General features: G+C 63.8%; 13 protein-coding genes. 6 read left to right on the top strand and 7 right to left on the bottom strand.

Features of this window, described 5'->3' with window-relative positions:
- Positions 1 to 535: 535 nt before the first annotated feature.
- Complete coding sequence (locus XF30_RS34310; RefSeq protein WP_109145158.1) at positions 536 to 928, bottom strand: hypothetical protein; 393 nt, start codon at positions 926 to 928, stop codon at positions 536 to 538.
- 259 nt (positions 929 to 1,187) lie between these two features.
- The gene (locus tag XF30_RS34305; RefSeq protein WP_109145157.1) at positions 1,188 to 1,433 is read right to left on the bottom strand and encodes a hypothetical protein; all 246 of its coding nucleotides are present in this window, start codon (positions 1,431 to 1,433) and stop codon (positions 1,188 to 1,190) included.
- A gap of 489 nt (positions 1,434 to 1,922) precedes the next feature.
- Here XF30_RS34305 and XF30_RS34300 point away from each other — a divergent pair, with 489 nt between their 5' ends.
- The 5 genes from XF30_RS34300 (at position 1,923) to XF30_RS34280 (ending at position 9,553) form a co-directional block, all read left to right on the top strand.
- Positions 1,923 to 2,600, top strand: coding sequence for a response regulator transcription factor (locus XF30_RS34300; RefSeq protein ID WP_192893334.1), 678 nt, complete (start codon positions 1,923 to 1,925; stop codon positions 2,598 to 2,600).
- A 12-nt stretch (positions 2,601 to 2,612) separates the two neighbouring features.
- Entirely contained in the window at positions 2,613 to 4,037 is a 1,425-nt protein-coding gene (locus tag XF30_RS34295; RefSeq protein ID WP_109145155.1) for an ATP-binding protein, read from the top strand.
- A 60-nt stretch (positions 4,038 to 4,097) separates the two neighbouring features.
- Positions 4,098 to 5,021: an RNA polymerase sigma factor RpoH gene (rpoH, locus tag XF30_RS34290; RefSeq protein WP_109145154.1), complete on the top strand. Its 924-nt coding sequence runs from the start codon at positions 4,098 to 4,100 to the stop codon at positions 5,019 to 5,021.
- A gap of 81 nt (positions 5,022 to 5,102) precedes the next feature.
- Positions 5,103 to 8,285 (top strand): efflux RND transporter permease subunit, encoded by a 3,183-nt coding sequence (locus XF30_RS34285; protein ID WP_109145153.1) that lies wholly within the window; start codon positions 5,103 to 5,105, stop codon positions 8,283 to 8,285.
- Positions 8,282 to 9,553: an efflux RND transporter periplasmic adaptor subunit gene (locus XF30_RS34280; RefSeq protein ID WP_036026697.1), complete on the top strand. Its 1,272-nt coding sequence runs from the start codon at positions 8,282 to 8,284 to the stop codon at positions 9,551 to 9,553. Before XF30_RS34285 ends, XF30_RS34280 begins: the two co-directional genes overlap by 4 nt.
- A gap of 66 nt (positions 9,554 to 9,619) precedes the next feature.
- Here the strand turns inward: XF30_RS34280 and XF30_RS39670 are convergent, their stop codons facing one another.
- Entirely contained in the window at positions 9,620 to 9,931 is a 312-nt protein-coding gene (locus XF30_RS39670) for a hypothetical protein (protein WP_244609075.1), read from the bottom strand.
- A gap of 365 nt (positions 9,932 to 10,296) precedes the next feature.
- Between XF30_RS39670 and XF30_RS38730 the strand changes: the two genes are divergently transcribed.
- Positions 10,297 to 10,677 carry a hypothetical protein gene (locus XF30_RS38730; RefSeq protein ID WP_192893333.1) on the top strand — a complete coding sequence of 127 codons (381 nt, stop codon included), beginning with the start codon at positions 10,297 to 10,299 and terminating at the stop codon, positions 10,675 to 10,677.
- A 114-nt stretch (positions 10,678 to 10,791) separates the two neighbouring features.
- Here the strand turns inward: XF30_RS38730 and XF30_RS34270 are convergent, their stop codons facing one another.
- From XF30_RS34270 to XF30_RS34255, 4 genes are all read right to left on the bottom strand, one after another.
- On the bottom strand, positions 10,792 to 11,607 hold the full coding sequence (locus XF30_RS34270; RefSeq protein ID WP_036026695.1) for an IclR family transcriptional regulator: 816 nt from the start codon (positions 11,605 to 11,607) through the stop codon (positions 10,792 to 10,794).
- 113 nt (positions 11,608 to 11,720) lie between these two features.
- Positions 11,721 to 12,815 carry an extracellular solute-binding protein gene (locus tag XF30_RS34265; RefSeq protein ID WP_109145152.1) on the bottom strand — a complete coding sequence of 365 codons (1,095 nt, stop codon included), beginning with the start codon at positions 12,813 to 12,815 and terminating at the stop codon, positions 11,721 to 11,723.
- A 32-nt stretch (positions 12,816 to 12,847) separates the two neighbouring features.
- Complete coding sequence (locus tag XF30_RS34260; protein ID WP_109145151.1) at positions 12,848 to 14,638, bottom strand: ABC transporter permease subunit; 1,791 nt, start codon at positions 14,636 to 14,638, stop codon at positions 12,848 to 12,850.
- Positions 14,635 to 15,789: an ABC transporter ATP-binding protein gene (locus XF30_RS34255; RefSeq protein WP_109145150.1), complete on the bottom strand. Its 1,155-nt coding sequence runs from the start codon at positions 15,787 to 15,789 to the stop codon at positions 14,635 to 14,637. Before XF30_RS34255 ends, XF30_RS34260 begins: the two co-directional genes overlap by 4 nt.
- Positions 15,790 to 15,862: the final 73 nt, after the last annotated feature.

Raw genomic sequence — 15,862 nt, 5'->3', positions numbered from 1 at the left:
CCAAAGATCTGCTAGTCGAATGGGTGATGACGCTAGATCTTGGGTTGGATGCCGCGATTTGTTGTCCAGATGTCGTGGTCTTGTGGAGCTGGGTGCTGCGAGCGCGGCCCGCAATGAACAACCTGCTCGAGGAAAACCGTCGGGGCCAATTTAGTACAAGTCGTCTGAAGCGGTGGAACGCTATCGAGAGACCGATGTGCGATCGTCGAGCGCCGCGCCGGTCGAGGCTTTATAGTCGGGACGGGCCCAGGGGAGCGCAACAGCCTCCTCGATCGCGAGAGATGAGCGGGGCTCCGCCTTAGCTATTCTGCGGTCGCGCAGACCGCATCGCAGCGATTAGGCCGCCTTGCAGAAGTGCACGGAAGCACAGCGCGGGCAGCGCACCTCGGAAGAAGGAGGCGATGCTCACGAGCTTACCGCAGGGCGTGCCTGACGTGGCCACGCGCATAGAACGACGCACTTCATCGACTCCTGCCTCGACGCGAACGGCAATGCGCCCCCGCTGCTCCAGACCAATGGTTGCAGAGTGCGGCGGTTAGCTGCAGCTCAGCGGTAACGGCAGGTCGGGATGCAACTCGTACCAGTCGTAGCAATCTGGATAGGCGCCGTAGAATCCATAGCCGCCTCGGCGGAAGTGGTGAAACGCGTGCTGGCGCAGGCCTACGTCATGACCACCGAGGCCAAGGTGCTCGCCGCCGAACCGGGCGCCGCCGGCAAAATCTCCCTCATGGCCCATGCCGCCGAAATGCGCGCCGCCGCCGAAGGCCGCATGTCCACCGCCGAAGCCTGCATGTCCGCCGCCAAAGCCGCCACCGCCAAAACCACCGCCGTGGCCACCGCCACCACCGCCGCCATGGGCATTGGCCGCGCCAACGGCGAGCGTCGAGGCGAGTGCTGCTGTCGCCAGAATCATGATTGCACGTTTCATGGATGACTCCTCTTGTTGCGCTGTCCGGCCATGTTCCGCGCGAGGTTGCCGATGGCCGGGTCAGTGATGAGGGAGAGGTAGCTCCGGTACGAGGCGATCCAACTGAATTCGATGTCAGAATATCAGGCAAGCCGCTCGCGAAGAGCGTCTCGCGGATCGGCGCGACGCACGCGTAGGAGCGGGCCGACCAGCGCAGTCCGCTCCTCGTTATTGCAAAACGCGGCGAAGCTATAGGGCAGGCCGCGTCACCCAATCAGTACTAGCTGCCTGTGCCCGGCTCGCACGGTACGTTGTTGCCGGTCCACGGCGCGGTTGCAAAGGCGCCGACGCGCGGCGCCGGAACGCAGGCGCGCTCGCCCGGATAATGGAACGGCGTGGTCGCCGCGACTGTATCGGCGGCCACGTCGGGCTGCTGCGCGGCGCGCTGGTGCTCGCGCGCCATGACTGGGCCACCCAGCATTGCGGCCGCGATCAATCCTATCGACAATAGTTTGGACGTGGTCATTCGCTCTCTCCTCTGACGACATCAGGCCGATCAAGCCGGCTCAGCGACGATGTGTGAACGATCGGCCACGTTTCCAACGCACGTTTTGCTCACTGCATTTCAACCGCCCGAGAGCCGCTGCGGTGTCGCAACCACGATCGTGCGAATGCATAACATCCGTGGTCCCTGAGACGACGGCACGTGCGTTGACGGCATATGTTCGATCCAGTCGGTTGGCAGCGGAGCGCGGAAGATGATCATTGCATTTGTAACACGCGTGGTGCGGGTCCTCGTGCCGTTGGCGGCACGCACAGCCGACAACATGAACCGCAATTTAGTGGCGCGGTGCGCGCGGCAGAGCTACCTCATAGCGCAGCGGGCGACCGGCAACAGGCGGCATCAGCGACGCGCGTCCGACGTACGCGGGCACTGAGCATGACACGGCCCGACGCCGTACCCGTGCTGCCCAACCGCGCGTCGAGACGCCGTGGGAATTATGGTACGAGGCTCATGACCCGGATTCTCCTGATTGAGGACGACACTGAAACCGCCGAGGCGATCCTCGCCGAACTCGGCGATCGCGGCTTCGAGGTGCAGTGGGCCGGCAACGGCGTCGACGGTCTCGAGCGCGCGCGTGCGTCGAGCCCCGATGCCATGATCGTCGATCGCATGCTCCCGGGAGTTGACGGGCTGACCGTCATCGAGGTGCTGCGCAAGGAGCAGGTGAGGACGCCTGTGCTGGTGTTGAGTGCGCTTGGCGCCGTGAATGACCGGGTGCGCGGGTTGCGCATGGGCGGGGACGACTATCTCACAAAGCCGTTCGCGCTCATCGAACTGGTTGCGCGAATCGAGGCGCTGCTGCGCCGGCCGAGCGACAGCCGCGAAACCATCCTGCATGTCGGGCCCCTCGAGCTCGATCTGATCGAGCGCACCGCGCGACGCGGCGAGCGCAGGCTCGACCTGTTGCCGCGCGAATTCCGCTTGCTCGAGTACATGATGCGCCGGAGCGATCAGCTCTTGACGCGCGCGATGCTGCTCGAGGAGGTCTGGAACTACAAGTTCGTTCCGGCGACCACCAACTTGATCGACGTGCATATGGGCCGGCTTCGTCACAAGGTGGACGGTCCCGGGGAGACACAGCTCATCCACAATGTCCGAGGCTCCGGCTTCGTCCTTCGCTCGCGGTAGGAGAGACGGGCGATGCAGCAGACACAGTTGATCCGCTCCAGCACATTTCTCTGGGCTCTGGCCGTGGCGGCGTCCTTTGCGCTGTTCGTGGTCGCCTTGTTCGCCTTCATCTACTGGAAGCTCGACGCCTATCTGGTCGCGCGGTCCGATCGCATGATCACCACGCAGATCCACTTCGTCGCGAAATTGTCCCCGGCCCGCCGCGTCAGCGCAATCGCGGATCACCTCGCGCAGGATTCCAGGGGCGTTCAGTACGCGGGACTGTTCGATGCTGCCGGCAAAAGGCTGGCCGGGAATATCGACCGCGTGCCGCGCGAACTCGGGCTCGATGGGGCGGCGCAGGGCGTGCGACTCGATCTGCTGGAGAAGCCGACGGAGCATGGTCCCGTCGTCAGGGCGGTCGGCAGCCGTCTCGAGGGCGGCGATGTCCTGGTGATGGGACGGAACGTCGACGAGACGCGCGAGATATCGAGCGTGGTGGGCCAGGCTCTGGCCCTGGGCCTGCTGCCGGCCTTCAGCCTCTGCCTGCTTGCGGGTGCCTGGCTGAGCTTGCGCGCCCAGCGACGCGTAGAGGAGGTCAACCAGCGGGTCCAGCGCATCGTGGCCGGCGAGCTGCGCGAGCGGCTTCCGGAGGGCGGGACGGACGACCCGTTTGCGCGGCTGGCCAGGATCGTCAACGGCATGCTCGACGAGATGGAGACGATGATCAATGCGCTCGCCGGCGTCGGCAACGACATCGCTCATGATCTCAGGACGCCGCTGACCCGCGTCCGTCTGGCGCTGGAGCGCGGCCGGACGCATGCGGGGACGCTGGAACAGCTGCAGGACGTTGCGGACAAGGCCATCGCCGGCATCGACCAGTCGCTCGCGATCGTCACGGCCTTGCTGCGCCTGACAGAGATCGAGAACAACCGCCGTATGGCCGGGTTTGGCGACGTCGCGCTCGACGAGATTCTGCGGGAGGTGTGCGACGTCTACGACCCGATCGCCGAGGACAAGCATGTCGGGCTCGGCGTCGTCACCGAGTGCAATGTGCAGGTGTGGGGTGACCGCGACCTGCTGTTCGAGGCAGTCGCCAACCTCGTCGACAACGCCATCAAGTTCACGCCGTCCGGCGGGCGGGTGGACCTCGCCCTGCAGGCGGAGGACGAGACCGCGCTGGTGCGCGTTAGCGATACCGGGCCCGGCATCAGCGAGCAGGAGCGCGAAGCAGTGCTGCGGCGGTTCTACCGCTCCGACAAGATGCGCAATACGCCGGGCGTCGGGCTTGGACTGAGGCTGGTGGCGGCGATCGTCAAGCTGCACGGCTTCCGGCTGATCATTGGCCCGGCTCCCGGTGGGCGGATCGAGATCCTCGCCTGGACCGGGAGTGCGGGCAGGCCCATCGCGCGCCGGTCACGCGCATTGCTGCACGCAGAGGCCGGCCAGATGGGATGAGCCAAATGACGTGCGGTGCCTCCGAGATCAATCAGCCGGCCCGGACTATAGGAGTGACAAATGCAGACGAGCCATGAGGTGGTGTGCCGCGATCCTGTTGCCGTGCCGATCGCAGCGGTGTCGACGCCGTTCCTCACCGCCTATTCCGCCGCAATCCGGCGCTACGAGCTACTTGAATCAGGTCAGGAGCAGCAGCTGGCGCGTCGCTGGCAGGAAACGCGGGACCGGCGCGCCGCGGATGCGCTCGTCACCAGCCATCTTCGGCTCGCCGCCAAGTTGGCGAGGGGTTACAAGGGATACGGTCTGCCACTGGTCGATCTGATCGCGGAAGCGAACCTCGGCCTCGTGATCGCGGCGTCGCGCTTCGAGCCCGGGCACGGCGCCCGATTCTCCAGCTATGCGATCTGGTGGATCAAGGCCACCATTCACGACTACATCCTGCGATCGTGGTCCCTGGTCAAGATCGGGACGACGGCTGCGCAGAAGAAGCTGTTTTTCAAACTCCGCGGCGAGATCAGGAAAGCCACCAGCAGTGCGATGGCCGGGCTCACACCCGAAATCGCCGAATTGATCGCCGGGAAGCTCGAGGTGACGGCGCGCGAGGTGATCGAGATGGACGCGCGACTCCACCGCGACATGTCGCTGAACGCGCGCGTCGGTGACGAGGACGGTGGAACCGAGCTGGAGGCCCTGCTGGTCGATGGTGCGGTCGACGCCGAGACGATGCTTGCCGATCACGACCAGACGGAGCAGCGCAGCAGGGCTTTGCGCGCTGCACTGGACGGGCTCGCGCCGCGGGAGCGTCATATCTTCGAGGCGCGGCGCCTGAAGGAATGTCCTGTTACGCGCGATCAGCTCGCCCGAGAGCTGTCCATATCCAGCGAGCGGGTTCGGCAGATCGAGATCCGTACCTTCGCCAAAGTCAAACGGGCCGTCGTGAACGCCGCGCATGATGTGTCACACGCCGCCGCGTGCAGCGACTGAATTCGTTTTCATTTGAACGGAGGCGCGGCCGCCCTCACTTGTCCGACGATCCTGCGTAACCCTGTTTCAGGCAGACCAATCATGGGAATTGTTCGCTTCGCGCTGCGGCTTCCGCATACTTTCTACGTGCTTGCGGCGTTGATCCTGTTCCTCGGCGGCATCGCAATTCGCTCGATGCCGACAGACATCTTTCCGGAGATCCGGATTCCCGTCGTCACTGTCATCTGGAGCTACACCGGCCTTTCCACGCCGGAGATGGAACAGCGCGTCAGCACCTACAGCCAGTATTCGATCAGCGCCAATGTCAGCGGTATCAAGAATATCGAGGCGCAGACCCTCAACGGCTTGTCGGTTCAGAAGATCTACTTTCAGCCGGACGTCAATCTCGATCTCGCGATCTCGCAGATCGTCTCGGCGACCAACGCCATCCGCGCTCTGATGCCTCCCGGCATCCAGCCGCCGATCATCGTGCAGTTCAATGCCTCAAGCGTGCCGGTGCTCCAGCTCAGCCTCGAATCGAACAACCTGAATGAGCAGCAGCTCTACGATTTCGGCATCTACCGGGTCCGCCAGCAACTGGCTCCCGTTCCAGGCGTGACCCTGCCCACGCCTACCGGCGGCAAATACCGCCAGATCATGGTTGACCTCGATCCGAACAAGCTGCTGGCGCGCGGATTGACACCGCTCGACATCGTCAACGCAGTGAACACGCAGAACCTGACGCTGCCGACCGGCACGACCAAGATCGGCGACACCCAGTACACCGTTCGTACCAACGCGACGCCGGCGACGATCCAGGATCTCAACATGATCCCGGTGAAGTTCGCGAACGGGGCGACGATCTTCCTGAAGGACGTCGCCCAGGTCCGCGACGGCGCCCAGGTTCAGCAGAACATTGTGCGCGAGGATGGCCACCGCGCCGTCCTGCTCAGCGTCATCAAGAACGGCAATGCCTCCACGCTGGCCGTCGTCAACGGCGTGAAAGCGGCCCTGACGTCGATCCGCGCGTCGGCGCCCGCGGGGCTGAAGGTGAACGAGCTGTTCGACCAGTCAATCTTCGTCACACACTCGGTCGATGGTGTGCTGCGCGAAGGCGCCATCGCGGCGGGCCTGACGGCATTGATGATTCTGGTGTTCCTGGGATCGTGGCGATCGACGCTCGTCGTCCTGATCTCGATCCCGCTGGCGATGCTGTCCTCGCTGATCGTCCTCTATTTCCTCGGCGAGACTCTCAACACCATGACGCTCGGCGGCCTTGCTCTTGCCGTCGGTATTCTCGTCGACGATTCGACGGTGACGATCGAGAACACGCACCGGCTCTGGACCGAGGAAGGCATGCCGCTGCCGGACGCGACTCTGCACGGAGCAGCCGAAATCGCCATTCCGACGCTGGTCTCGACGCTCGCGATCAGTTGCGTGTTCATCTCGGTCGTATTCCTCGAGGGTCCGGCCAAATATCTGTTCACGCCACTTGGCCTTGCCGTGGTGTTCGCGATGCTGGCGTCTTATGGCCTGTCGCGGACGCTGACGCCGATCACGATTGGCCTGCTCCTGAAGGGCGAGCAACGTCATGGCGAGGGCAATCGGCCGTCAAACATCCTCGCACGCGCCTCCGCGGCATTCGAGCGCGGTTTCGAACGCCTGCGCGACGGCTATTCCGATCTGCTGCTGAAACTGCTGCGGCACCGCGCAGTGATACCCGTCGTCGCCGTGCTGGTGCTGGCGCTCGGTGCCACGATGTTCGCCTATGTCGGCCAGGACTTCTATCCCCTGATCGACGGCGGCCAGATCCAGCTCCATGTTCGCGCCCCCGCGGGCACGCGGATCGAGCGGACGGAAGCGATCTTCCAGGCAGTTGAGGACAAGATCCGCGAGGTCATTCCCGAGCACGACCGGGCGCTGATCGTCGATAATATCGGCCTGCCGGCGCGGCCCTATAACCTTGCTTTCACGGACGGTTCCACCATCGGGGTGAACGACGGCACCATTCTCGTGTCGTTGAAGGAAGGGCACCAGCCGACGGCGGATTACATCAGGAGGCTGCGGCAGGTGCTGCCGACGGCATTCCCGGAGGACACGTTCTATTTCCAGGCGGCCGATATCGTCACGCAGATCCTGAACTTCGGTCTCCCGGCGCAGATCGATGTCCGCACGGTCGGTTACGGCAACAACAATCTCGCCGTCGCCAAGGAACTGCAAAAGAGTCTCGCCGCGATCCCCGGCGTGGTCGATGCCCATCTGCAGCAGGAGGTCGATGCTCCCGCATTCTACGCCGACATCGACCGCACCCGCGCCGCGCAACTCGGTCTCAATGCGAGCACGGTGGCAACCAACATCAATGTCAGCCTCTCATCGTCCGCGCAGGTCTCGCCGAACTTCTGGACGGATCCGACTTCCGGCATTCCCTATTACCTGGCTGTGCAGACGCCAGAGTACAGGACCAATTCGCTGAACGCGCTGGGCAATACGCCGGTTTCGGCCTCGCTTGCCGCAAGCGGGCAGACGGTGCCGGGCCTGCTCAGCAATGTTGCGACCTTCAAGCGGGGCACCGTTTCGACCAACTCGAACCAAGCCAATGTGCAGCCGGTTTACGATGTCTATGCGAGCGTGCAGGGCCGTGATCTCGGCAGCGTCGCGGCTGACATCGAGAAGGTGACGTCCACGCTGCAGAAGCAACTCCAGCCGGGCAACTCGATCCAGGTTCTCGGCCAGATCCAGAGCATGCACCAATCGTTCCGCGATCTCTCCCTTGGACTGCTGTTCGCGGCCATCCTCGTCTACCTGCTGATGGTCGTGAACTACCAGAATTTTGGCGATCCCTTTGTCGTCATCCTGGCACTGCCGGCGACATTCTGCGGCATCGTGACGATGCTGTTTATCACCGGGACGACGCTGAACGTGCCTTCGCTGATGGGAGCCATCATGGCGATCGGCGTAGCCTCCGCGAACTCCATCCTGCTCGTGACATTCGCACGCGACGAGCAATTGAAGGGGCATTCGGCATTCCAGGCGGCGCTGAGCGCAGGCCGGACGCGAATCCGGCCCGTGCTGATGACCGCGGCGGCGATGATCGTCGGCATGATCCCGATGGCGATCGGCGGGCCCGGCGAGGAGCAGAATGCAGCGCTCGCGCGGGCGGTCATCGGCGGTCTGCTGTTTGCAACACCGACCACCCTGCTGATCGTGCCTTATCTCTTCGCCATGCTGCGCAAAGGCAACGACGGCAAGCCTCATCATGGGGTATTCGAGGAGCAACCGGAATGAGTGACGTTCGCGCAAGGACCGATGACGACGGGGCGACACACCGCCCGGGGGCGGAGAGCCTCCGGATTGTGGAATTGCCGGGAAAGGGCCCTCGATCCGGACGCCGTTACGGCGGCGCGCTGCTCGGCGGAGGCGTGCTCCTCATGCTTGCGTGCGGTCTCGGCATCGGCGGCTGGCGGCACTATGAGGCCATGCGTGGCGTTGCCGCTGTGGCAGAGCAGGCTCGAACCAACCTTCCCGAGGTTCGGGTCGCGACGGTGAAGCCCGGAGGCGACATCATGAAGGTGAGCCTGCCGGCGACGACGACCGCGTTCGAGGCGGCCAACATCTTCGCGCGGACCAGCGGCTACATCGAGAAGCGCTACGTCGATATCGGCGATCGGGTCAAGAAGGGCGAGCTGCTCGTGGAAATCACTGCGCCCGAGCTCGACCAGCAAATCGCGCAGGCCCAAGCGACGCTCGCGCAGGACCAGGCCGCGCTTCAGCAGGCGGAGGCAAGCCGGGAGCTGGCCGACGTGACCAACTCGCGCGACAGCAATCTCGTCAAGCAGGGCTGGTTGACGGCACAACAGGGCGACAACGATCGTCTCACCCTGCGCGCGCAGCAAGGCGCGGTGGGTGTCGCCCAGTCGAATATCACGGCGCAGGAAGCGCAGATCCGAGTTCTTCAGCAGGAGAAGTCCTATCAGCGTGTAGTGGCGCCATTCGACGGCGTGGTCACGCAGCGTAACGTGGACAACGGCAGCCTGGTATCAGCCGGGTCCACCTTCATGTTCACGCTGATGCATTCCGACGTGATCCGAACCCAGGTGTTCGTGCCACAGGACGAAGCGTTCGGCGTTGGCCCGGGCGTCGATGCGGATATCCGCGTCCCCGAGATTCCGGGGCGGACGTTTGCGGGCAAGGTCACGCGGATCGCAACCGCGCTGCAGCCGGGAAGCCGGACGCTGCTAACCGAGATCGACGTGCCCAATCCGGATGGCCTGCTCAGTCCGGGCATATATTGCACGGTCGAACTATCGATCCCGCGCAGGACAGCATCGACGACGATCCCATCCGATGCGCTCGTCTTCGACCAGAACGGCCTCCATGTCGTGGTTGTGCGCAACAACACGGTCCATTTTCAGCAGGTCTCGATCACCCGGGATTTCGGCACCACGGTGGAAGTGCGCGACGGCGTGCAGCCCGGCGACCAGGTCGTGCTCAATCCCGCGGTCAATCTGGCGGAGGGAAGCAAGGTCACCGTTCGCAAGAGCGAGGCGAGCTAGGACGCGAAAGATGATGCGAATTGTACTCGCAGCGGCGACGGCGTTGCTGCTCGGAAGCTCTGCTGGTCAGGCACAGGTCGCAACGACCGGCACTACTGCAATGGATCTGCCGACGGTGCCGGGCGCGATCGTGGTCTCACCGCTCAACAGTCCCGGGCCGTTTTCCGCAACGACCGTGTCAGGTGCTCCGGACACGACGCTGGCGCCGGTTCCGCTCGCGTCGGATCTGACGACGCCGGGGACGGTGGTCGTCTGCGCTCCGCCGTCGTCATCGCCGACGCCGGTGCCGGCGACGCCGACCGTATCGCCGACAGGCCTTGCACCACCGGGCATCGCGGCGCCGTTGCTGCCGGTGATAAGGCAGAACAGCAGCGCCACCGGTACGATCTCCTCAGCTGCGCCCTCAGGAACAGGTACGACGGTCGGATGCAGCTCGACGCCGGGGGGAGAGGTGACGAGCGCTGCGTCCCTGCCATTGTCGATCCCGCAAGTGGCTACAAGCCCCGCACCTGGTACGATTCAGGCGGAAGCCAGTGGTGCCGGTGGGACGGGCATAGACCCGAACGCTGCGGTTGTGCCCAGCCCGAACAGCTCGGCTTGCATGGAAGGCGTCTCGATGAATCTCGCCTCGCCTGCGACTGTGCTGCCGGCGAACGCTTCAGGCGCAGCACCAACGCCCGGCGTGTCGCCGGTGCTGCCGCCCGGATGCTGAAGTCGGACGCTGATCGAACCCCTAGTGGCAGGTGCAAGACGCAGCAAGCATCGCACTGAAATTCATCAAGAAGGCTCGGCGCGATCCCGGCCCGTGTGTGGCCTATTGTTCGATGAGTGCTGTTTATGCATGGAGAAGGCTCCACCTGATTGCATTGACATTAGAAACCTGCGCTCGGGCGGGTATTTCCAGAACGCACGTCCTGCTCCCACGGCTGCACGACCGCGTTGCGCGCATCGCCTTGCCTTCGACCCTTGAGCGGCATTTGCTATCTCAGGACGGCCCGCGCGCGTGCGATCTCCCGGCTGCACGCGTCGATGTCGCCGCTGCGATCGGCGGCGCGGGCGCGGTCGAGCGAATCAAGCGCGTCCGTGAAGCCGATGCCGTTGTCGCCCTCGGCTTTTGCGAGTGAGCGGGTGATGCCCACTTCCTGGCCGGGTATACGGGTGCGGACCTCGATCTGAAGTCCGCGATGGACGAGCAGCGGCTGCTTCCGTTGCCCGGCACCAACGCCGTCCTGGAAAGATCAGGTGGCTCGTCGTGATTGATGTGACTGTCTAGGACCGCCTCGCATTGCTGGATATGCCGCCGGCCTACTGGAATAGCCGAGGGCAGCGCCGATGGTTCGGGCTGCCTCCATCACGTGAACCGAATATTCTTTTATCTGCTTGCGCTTGATGCGGCTGTCGGGCCCGGACATGCCAATCGCTCCCACGAGTTCGCCGGAACGACCGAGGATGGCACAAGCGCAGGCGGCGATGCCCTCGCGCCACTCGCCGTGCAGGACGGAGGAGTAGCCCTGCGCGCGTGCCAGCTCGATGTCCTCCCGCAGCTCCTCGATCGTCGTTCGCGTCGCTTCCGTGTAGCGCCTCAGATGCGGCCGAAACCGTTCCAGGTAGTCATCAGGCATATGTGCGAGCATCGCTTTGCCTGTCGCCATGGTGAAAGCGGGTGCGCGCATGCCCACGCTTGTATGGGCGCGGATATGGTGAGCGCTTTCGATTTTGTCGACATAGACCACGTCGGTGTCCTCGAGCACCGACAGGTGAATGGTTTCGCCGGTGATCTCGGCAAGCTTCGTCATTGCCGGTCGCGCGACGTTGATGAGATCCATCCGGTGGATGACATGGCTGCCGAGCGCCCAGATCTTGGTCGTGAGCTCGTAGGTGCTGTGCGGGGGGATCTGGCGCACATAGCCTTGAGACTGCAAAGTCATCAGCAGCCGATGCACGTTGCTCTTGGTGAGCTTCAGCTCGCTCGCGAGGTCAGTGACGCCGCGGGGCTGCTCGCTCAGAGCAAGTGCTTCCAGGAGACGCAGTCCCTTGGTAAAAGCCTTATCCATCCACCAGCCAAAATAGAATGATATTTCACTCGATCTAGCATGGCCGCGCGAACGGCAATAGCCCAGGTGTGGAATTAACCCCGATCCTTTCGGATCGGGGCTGATCAGCCTGCTTACTGGGCCAGCAAGGCGTTGAGCTTCTCCTGCCCGTACTCTTCATTGGTGGAATTTCCAGCCGGCGAAGTCGCGCCCCAATAATCCGGGCTCCATTCGATCGCTTTCGAGACGTTGTCCGGGTTGTTGGCCCAGTAGCGCGCGAGCTTCTTGTCGGTTGCGGCCTCGAACACGACCTGGGAGGGAAGGGCGACCGGGAAGGTCGAGGTGAGCTGCGCCGCGCGCTTGGGCTCGAGCCGCCAGGACAGCAGTTTCAGCGCGTTGTCGTAGTTCGGCGCTCCCTTGGGAATCGAGAAGAAGTCGTAGTAGATGAAGCCCTGATTGAAAGTCAGCTCGATCGGGGCGCCCTCCAGCGCGAGCTTGCTCATCGAACCGGTGTAGGCCATGCACATGTCGGCCTCGCCGTCGAGCAGGAGCTGCGGCGGCTGTGCGGATGTCGTCCACCATTTGGCAATGTGTGGCTTGATCTCCTTGACCTTCTTCAGCGCCCGCTCCATGTCGATCGGGTAGAGCTTGCTCTTCTCTACGCCGTCGGCCATCAGCGCCGCCTCGAAGACGAAACGCGGCCAGGCGGGCATGCAGCGCCGGCCAGGGAATTTCTTCACGTCCCAAAAGTCGGCCCAGCTGGTCGGCACGTTCTCGCCCTTGTACTTGTCCTTGTTGTAGACGAGGCCGACGCCGATCACCTGCAGCGCCACGCCCTTCCTGCGCTTAAGATTGTCCGGCATGGCCGCCAGCGTCTGCTTGGCCGCGTCGGACAGCTTGGAATAGTCGATGTCGGCGAGACAACAGTCGCCGAGCAGCTTGGTCTCCTGGTCGAAGATGAACGTCAGGTCCCATTGAGCTTTGCCGGCCTCGGCCTGAGCCTTGATGCGTGGGCCGCTACGCGCCTCCTGGACGGTGACCACCTTGATGCCGGTCGCCTTCTCGAACGGATCGTACATGACCTTGCGCAATGCATCGCCATATCCGCCGCCCGGGTCCTGCATGATCACGACGTTGCTCTGAGCCTGAGCCGGGCCCGTCCCCATCGCGATGCACAGGGCCGAGGCCAATACGGAAACCGACAGTCGCCAGCGTTTCATTCCCAGCATTTTCTCTTTCCTCCAGTTGAAATTGATCTGTGTCACGTTGCCTTCCGCGACGTGGCGAGAACGGGCCGTGCAAGGACGAGCCCTGCGACCACCAGCAGCACCTCCAGCGTCGAGACCACGGCCAGCACCGGATTGAGCCGGTAATTGATGTCGCCCCACAGCATGAGCGGGAGCGTCTTCAGCTCCGCGCTCGATAGGAACAGCGTCAGCACCAACTCGTCGAACGAGTGCAGGAAGGCGAAGAATGTCGCTGCAGCGAGGCCCGGCATGATGGCCGGCAGCGTCACCAGGCGGAACACCGTCAGGGACGATGCGCCATGGACGGCAGCCGCCTGTTCGAGCCTTGTATCGACGCCTTGAAGCGATGCGGACAGGATCACCACGACGAGGGGAAGGCCGCCGATCGCATGCGCCGCGGCAAGGCCGAAGACGGAGCCGACCAGGTCGAAACGCAGGAACAGGCTGTAGAGCGACAGGCCGAGCACGACCGGAGGCACGATGATCGGACTTACGAGCAGCAGCATGATGGTGGACTTGCCGCGAATGCTGCTCCTGACGATGCCGAGGGCGGCTGACGCGCCCAGCACGATCGCGATTCCGGCCGACATCGCCGCGACGACCAAGGATGTCCAGAACGCCCGCATCCAGTTCGAATCGGAGAAGAACTGCTCATACCAGCGAAATGAGAAGCCCGGCGGCGGGAAGGTCAGATAGCTTGCGCTGCTGAAGGAAATGATCATCACCACGATGATCGGCAGGATGAGAACGGTAATGACCAGTCCGCCCATGAGGCGAACCGTCCAGGTCCCGAAGCTCGCCGGCAGTCGTCCGAAAAGTCTCAGAAGCGGCCAGCCTATCAAGTCGGCAGCTGAGGCGCCGAAACTACGGCGGCCGTCATCGGCGGCGTAGCGGTTAGTCGTCGTCGGTGCGGCCTCGGTCAGCTTGCGGCCGCCCCAAATGAACTCGAAGCCGAGGAAGCGTCCGGCCGCCGCGACCACCGCCAGCGTGATCGTCAGCAGCACCACGCCCAAGGCCTGCAGGAATCCCTCCGATGTGACCGAGTCCGCCTGCTGCGTGATATGCATGGCAAACATCTGGTCGCCGGGTCCCCCGAGCAGCGTGGGCGTAATGAAGAACCCGATCGCTGCGACGAAGACCAGCAGGAAGCCGGCGCCCATCCCGGGTAGGGTCAGCGGCAGCAACACGCGCCAGAACGCCGCAATGGGCCCGGCGCCGCTGGCCAGCGCCGCGCGGGTCAGGCTTTGATCGAGGCGCGCCACGCTGGAATAGATCGTCAGCACCATCAGCGGCAGAAGCACCGCGGTCATGCCGAGAAGCACCGTGCCGCGATTGAAGAGGAGCTGCACCGGCTCGCTCAATATTCCGACCGAAACCAGCAGCTTGTTGACCGGCCCGTTGCGGCCGAGCAGGACCATCCAGGCGTAGGTTCGGATCAGGATGGCGATGAAATAGGGCAGCACGATCGCGGTCGCGATCAGGGCCTGGGTCATGCCGCGGCTGCGGTGAATGAGCAGCGCCGTCGGATATCCGAACAGCAGGCACAGTCCGGCGACGGTGACCGAGATCTGCATCGTGCGGACGAGCGAATCCCAATAGAGCGGTATGGCGAATACCCGCTCGAAATAGGTCGACCACGACGGCCCGCTCACGCTGATGCGGATGAGATCGATCAGCGGGAGCAGATAAATGAAGGCCAGAAACGCGAGCGCGGGCAGGAGCAGCAGCGCCGGATCCTTCAACCTCCTGACGAGATCGAGATCCGCAGGACGGCCTGCCTGGGCGCCGATCGATGCCGCGGTCATGCAAGCACCCAGCAGTCCGCGGCGCCCCAGCTCACGTGCAGACGATCGCCGACGGCCGGCAGCGGCCGGTCGGCCATGTCGGTGCAGCGGATCAGGAGAGGATCTCCACCCTCCATTTGCGCCTCGATCCGCAGGATCTCGCCAAGGAAGATCGCAGACGTGACGCTGACGGGCGTGGAATTCGCAGCCGGCTCGTTCGACACGGCGATGCGTTCCGGACGCACGAGCACAGTTGCGCGTCCGACGTCGATCGTGTCCCGGCTTTCGGCGCTGAACACGTATCCTGCACGGTTCTTCATCGTCAGTGTCGATCCGCGCTTCTGCAGAATCTCCGCCTCGATCAGATTGCTCTCGCCGACGAACGAGGCGACGAAGCGATCTGTCGGATGCCGGTAGATGTCCAGGGGGCGGCCGATTTGAACGATCTTGCCGGCGTTGAGTACCGCGATGCGGTCGCTCATCGTCAGGGCTTCGCCCTGGTCATGGGTGACGAACAGGATCGTGCTCCCGATGGTCTGGTGAAGGTCGCGGATCTCGATCTGGATCTGTTCGCGCAACCGCCGGTCGAGGGCGCTGAGGGGCTCGTCCATCAGCACGACCTTGGGCTTCCTGACGATGGCGCGGGCAATCGCGACGCGCTGCTGCTGTCCGCCCGACATTTGCGAGGGAGACTTCGTCGCATGCTCCGTCAGCCGCATGATCTCCAGCGTTTCGGCGACGCGCCGCTCCGCAGTCGCCCGGTCTACACCGGCCATGCGAAGCGGAAACGCGACGTTCTGGCTGACCGTCATGTTCGGAAACAGCGCGTAGCTCTGGAACACCATGCCGAAGCCGCGCTTGTGCGTGGGTACGTTGTGGACCGGCTTGCCGTCGACGAGGATCTCGCCGCTGTCGAGGCTCTGGAATCCGGCGACAAGGTTGAGCAGCGTCGTTTTTCCGCTGCCGGATGGGCCAAGAAGCGTGATGAACTCGCCGGGCTCGATGTCGATGCTGATCCGGTCGACCGCATGAAAGTTGCCGTAAGCTTTCACCGCTTCGCGGACGGCAATGCTCGATCCGATCGCGTCGCGGTCCCGGAGGTGCCCGGTCGGCAATGTCCGAACCTTCGCATCGCCGGAGCGCATCGCGCGCTGAGCCGCAGGCTCACCCATTCTTTCCTCCCGCCATGTTCTATATTGTAGAACGCTATTCCAATTATTGTTGGCTCAGCGCGCTGTCTTGTCA

The sequence above is a fragment of the Bradyrhizobium sp. SUTN9-2 genome, from assembly GCF_003122645.1.
Lineage (GTDB): Bacteria > Pseudomonadota > Alphaproteobacteria > Rhizobiales > Xanthobacteraceae > Bradyrhizobium > Bradyrhizobium yuanmingense.
This window is presented reverse-complemented; position numbering and strand designations above follow the sequence as displayed.

Excerpts from the sequence above, each read along its gene's own strand:
- XF30_RS34285 (WP_109145153.1), top strand. The coding sequence starts at position 5,103 with ATGGGAATTGTTCGCTTCGCGCTGCGGCTTCCGCATACTTTCTACGTG.
- XF30_RS34260 (WP_109145151.1), bottom strand. The coding sequence starts at position 14,638 with ATGACCGCGGCATCGATCGGCGCCCAGGCAGGCCGTCCTGCGGATCTC.
- XF30_RS34295 (WP_109145155.1), top strand. The coding sequence starts at position 2,613 with ATGCAGCAGACACAGTTGATCCGCTCCAGCACATTTCTCTGGGCTCTG.
- XF30_RS34270 (WP_036026695.1), bottom strand. The coding sequence starts at position 11,607 with ATGGATAAGGCTTTTACCAAGGGACTGCGTCTCCTGGAAGCACTTGCT.
- XF30_RS34265 (WP_109145152.1), bottom strand. The coding sequence starts at position 12,815 with ATGCTGGGAATGAAACGCTGGCGACTGTCGGTTTCCGTATTGGCCTCG.
- XF30_RS34255 (WP_109145150.1), bottom strand. The coding sequence starts at position 15,789 with ATGGGTGAGCCTGCGGCTCAGCGCGCGATGCGCTCCGGCGATGCGAAG.
- XF30_RS34310 (WP_109145158.1), bottom strand. The coding sequence starts at position 928 with ATGAAACGTGCAATCATGATTCTGGCGACAGCAGCACTCGCCTCGACG.
- XF30_RS34280 (WP_036026697.1), top strand. The coding sequence starts at position 8,282 with ATGAGTGACGTTCGCGCAAGGACCGATGACGACGGGGCGACACACCGC.
- rpoH (WP_109145154.1), top strand. The coding sequence starts at position 4,098 with ATGCAGACGAGCCATGAGGTGGTGTGCCGCGATCCTGTTGCCGTGCCG.
- XF30_RS34305 (WP_109145157.1), bottom strand. The coding sequence starts at position 1,433 with ATGACCACGTCCAAACTATTGTCGATAGGATTGATCGCGGCCGCAATG.
- XF30_RS34300 (WP_192893334.1), top strand. The coding sequence starts at position 1,923 with ATGACCCGGATTCTCCTGATTGAGGACGACACTGAAACCGCCGAGGCG.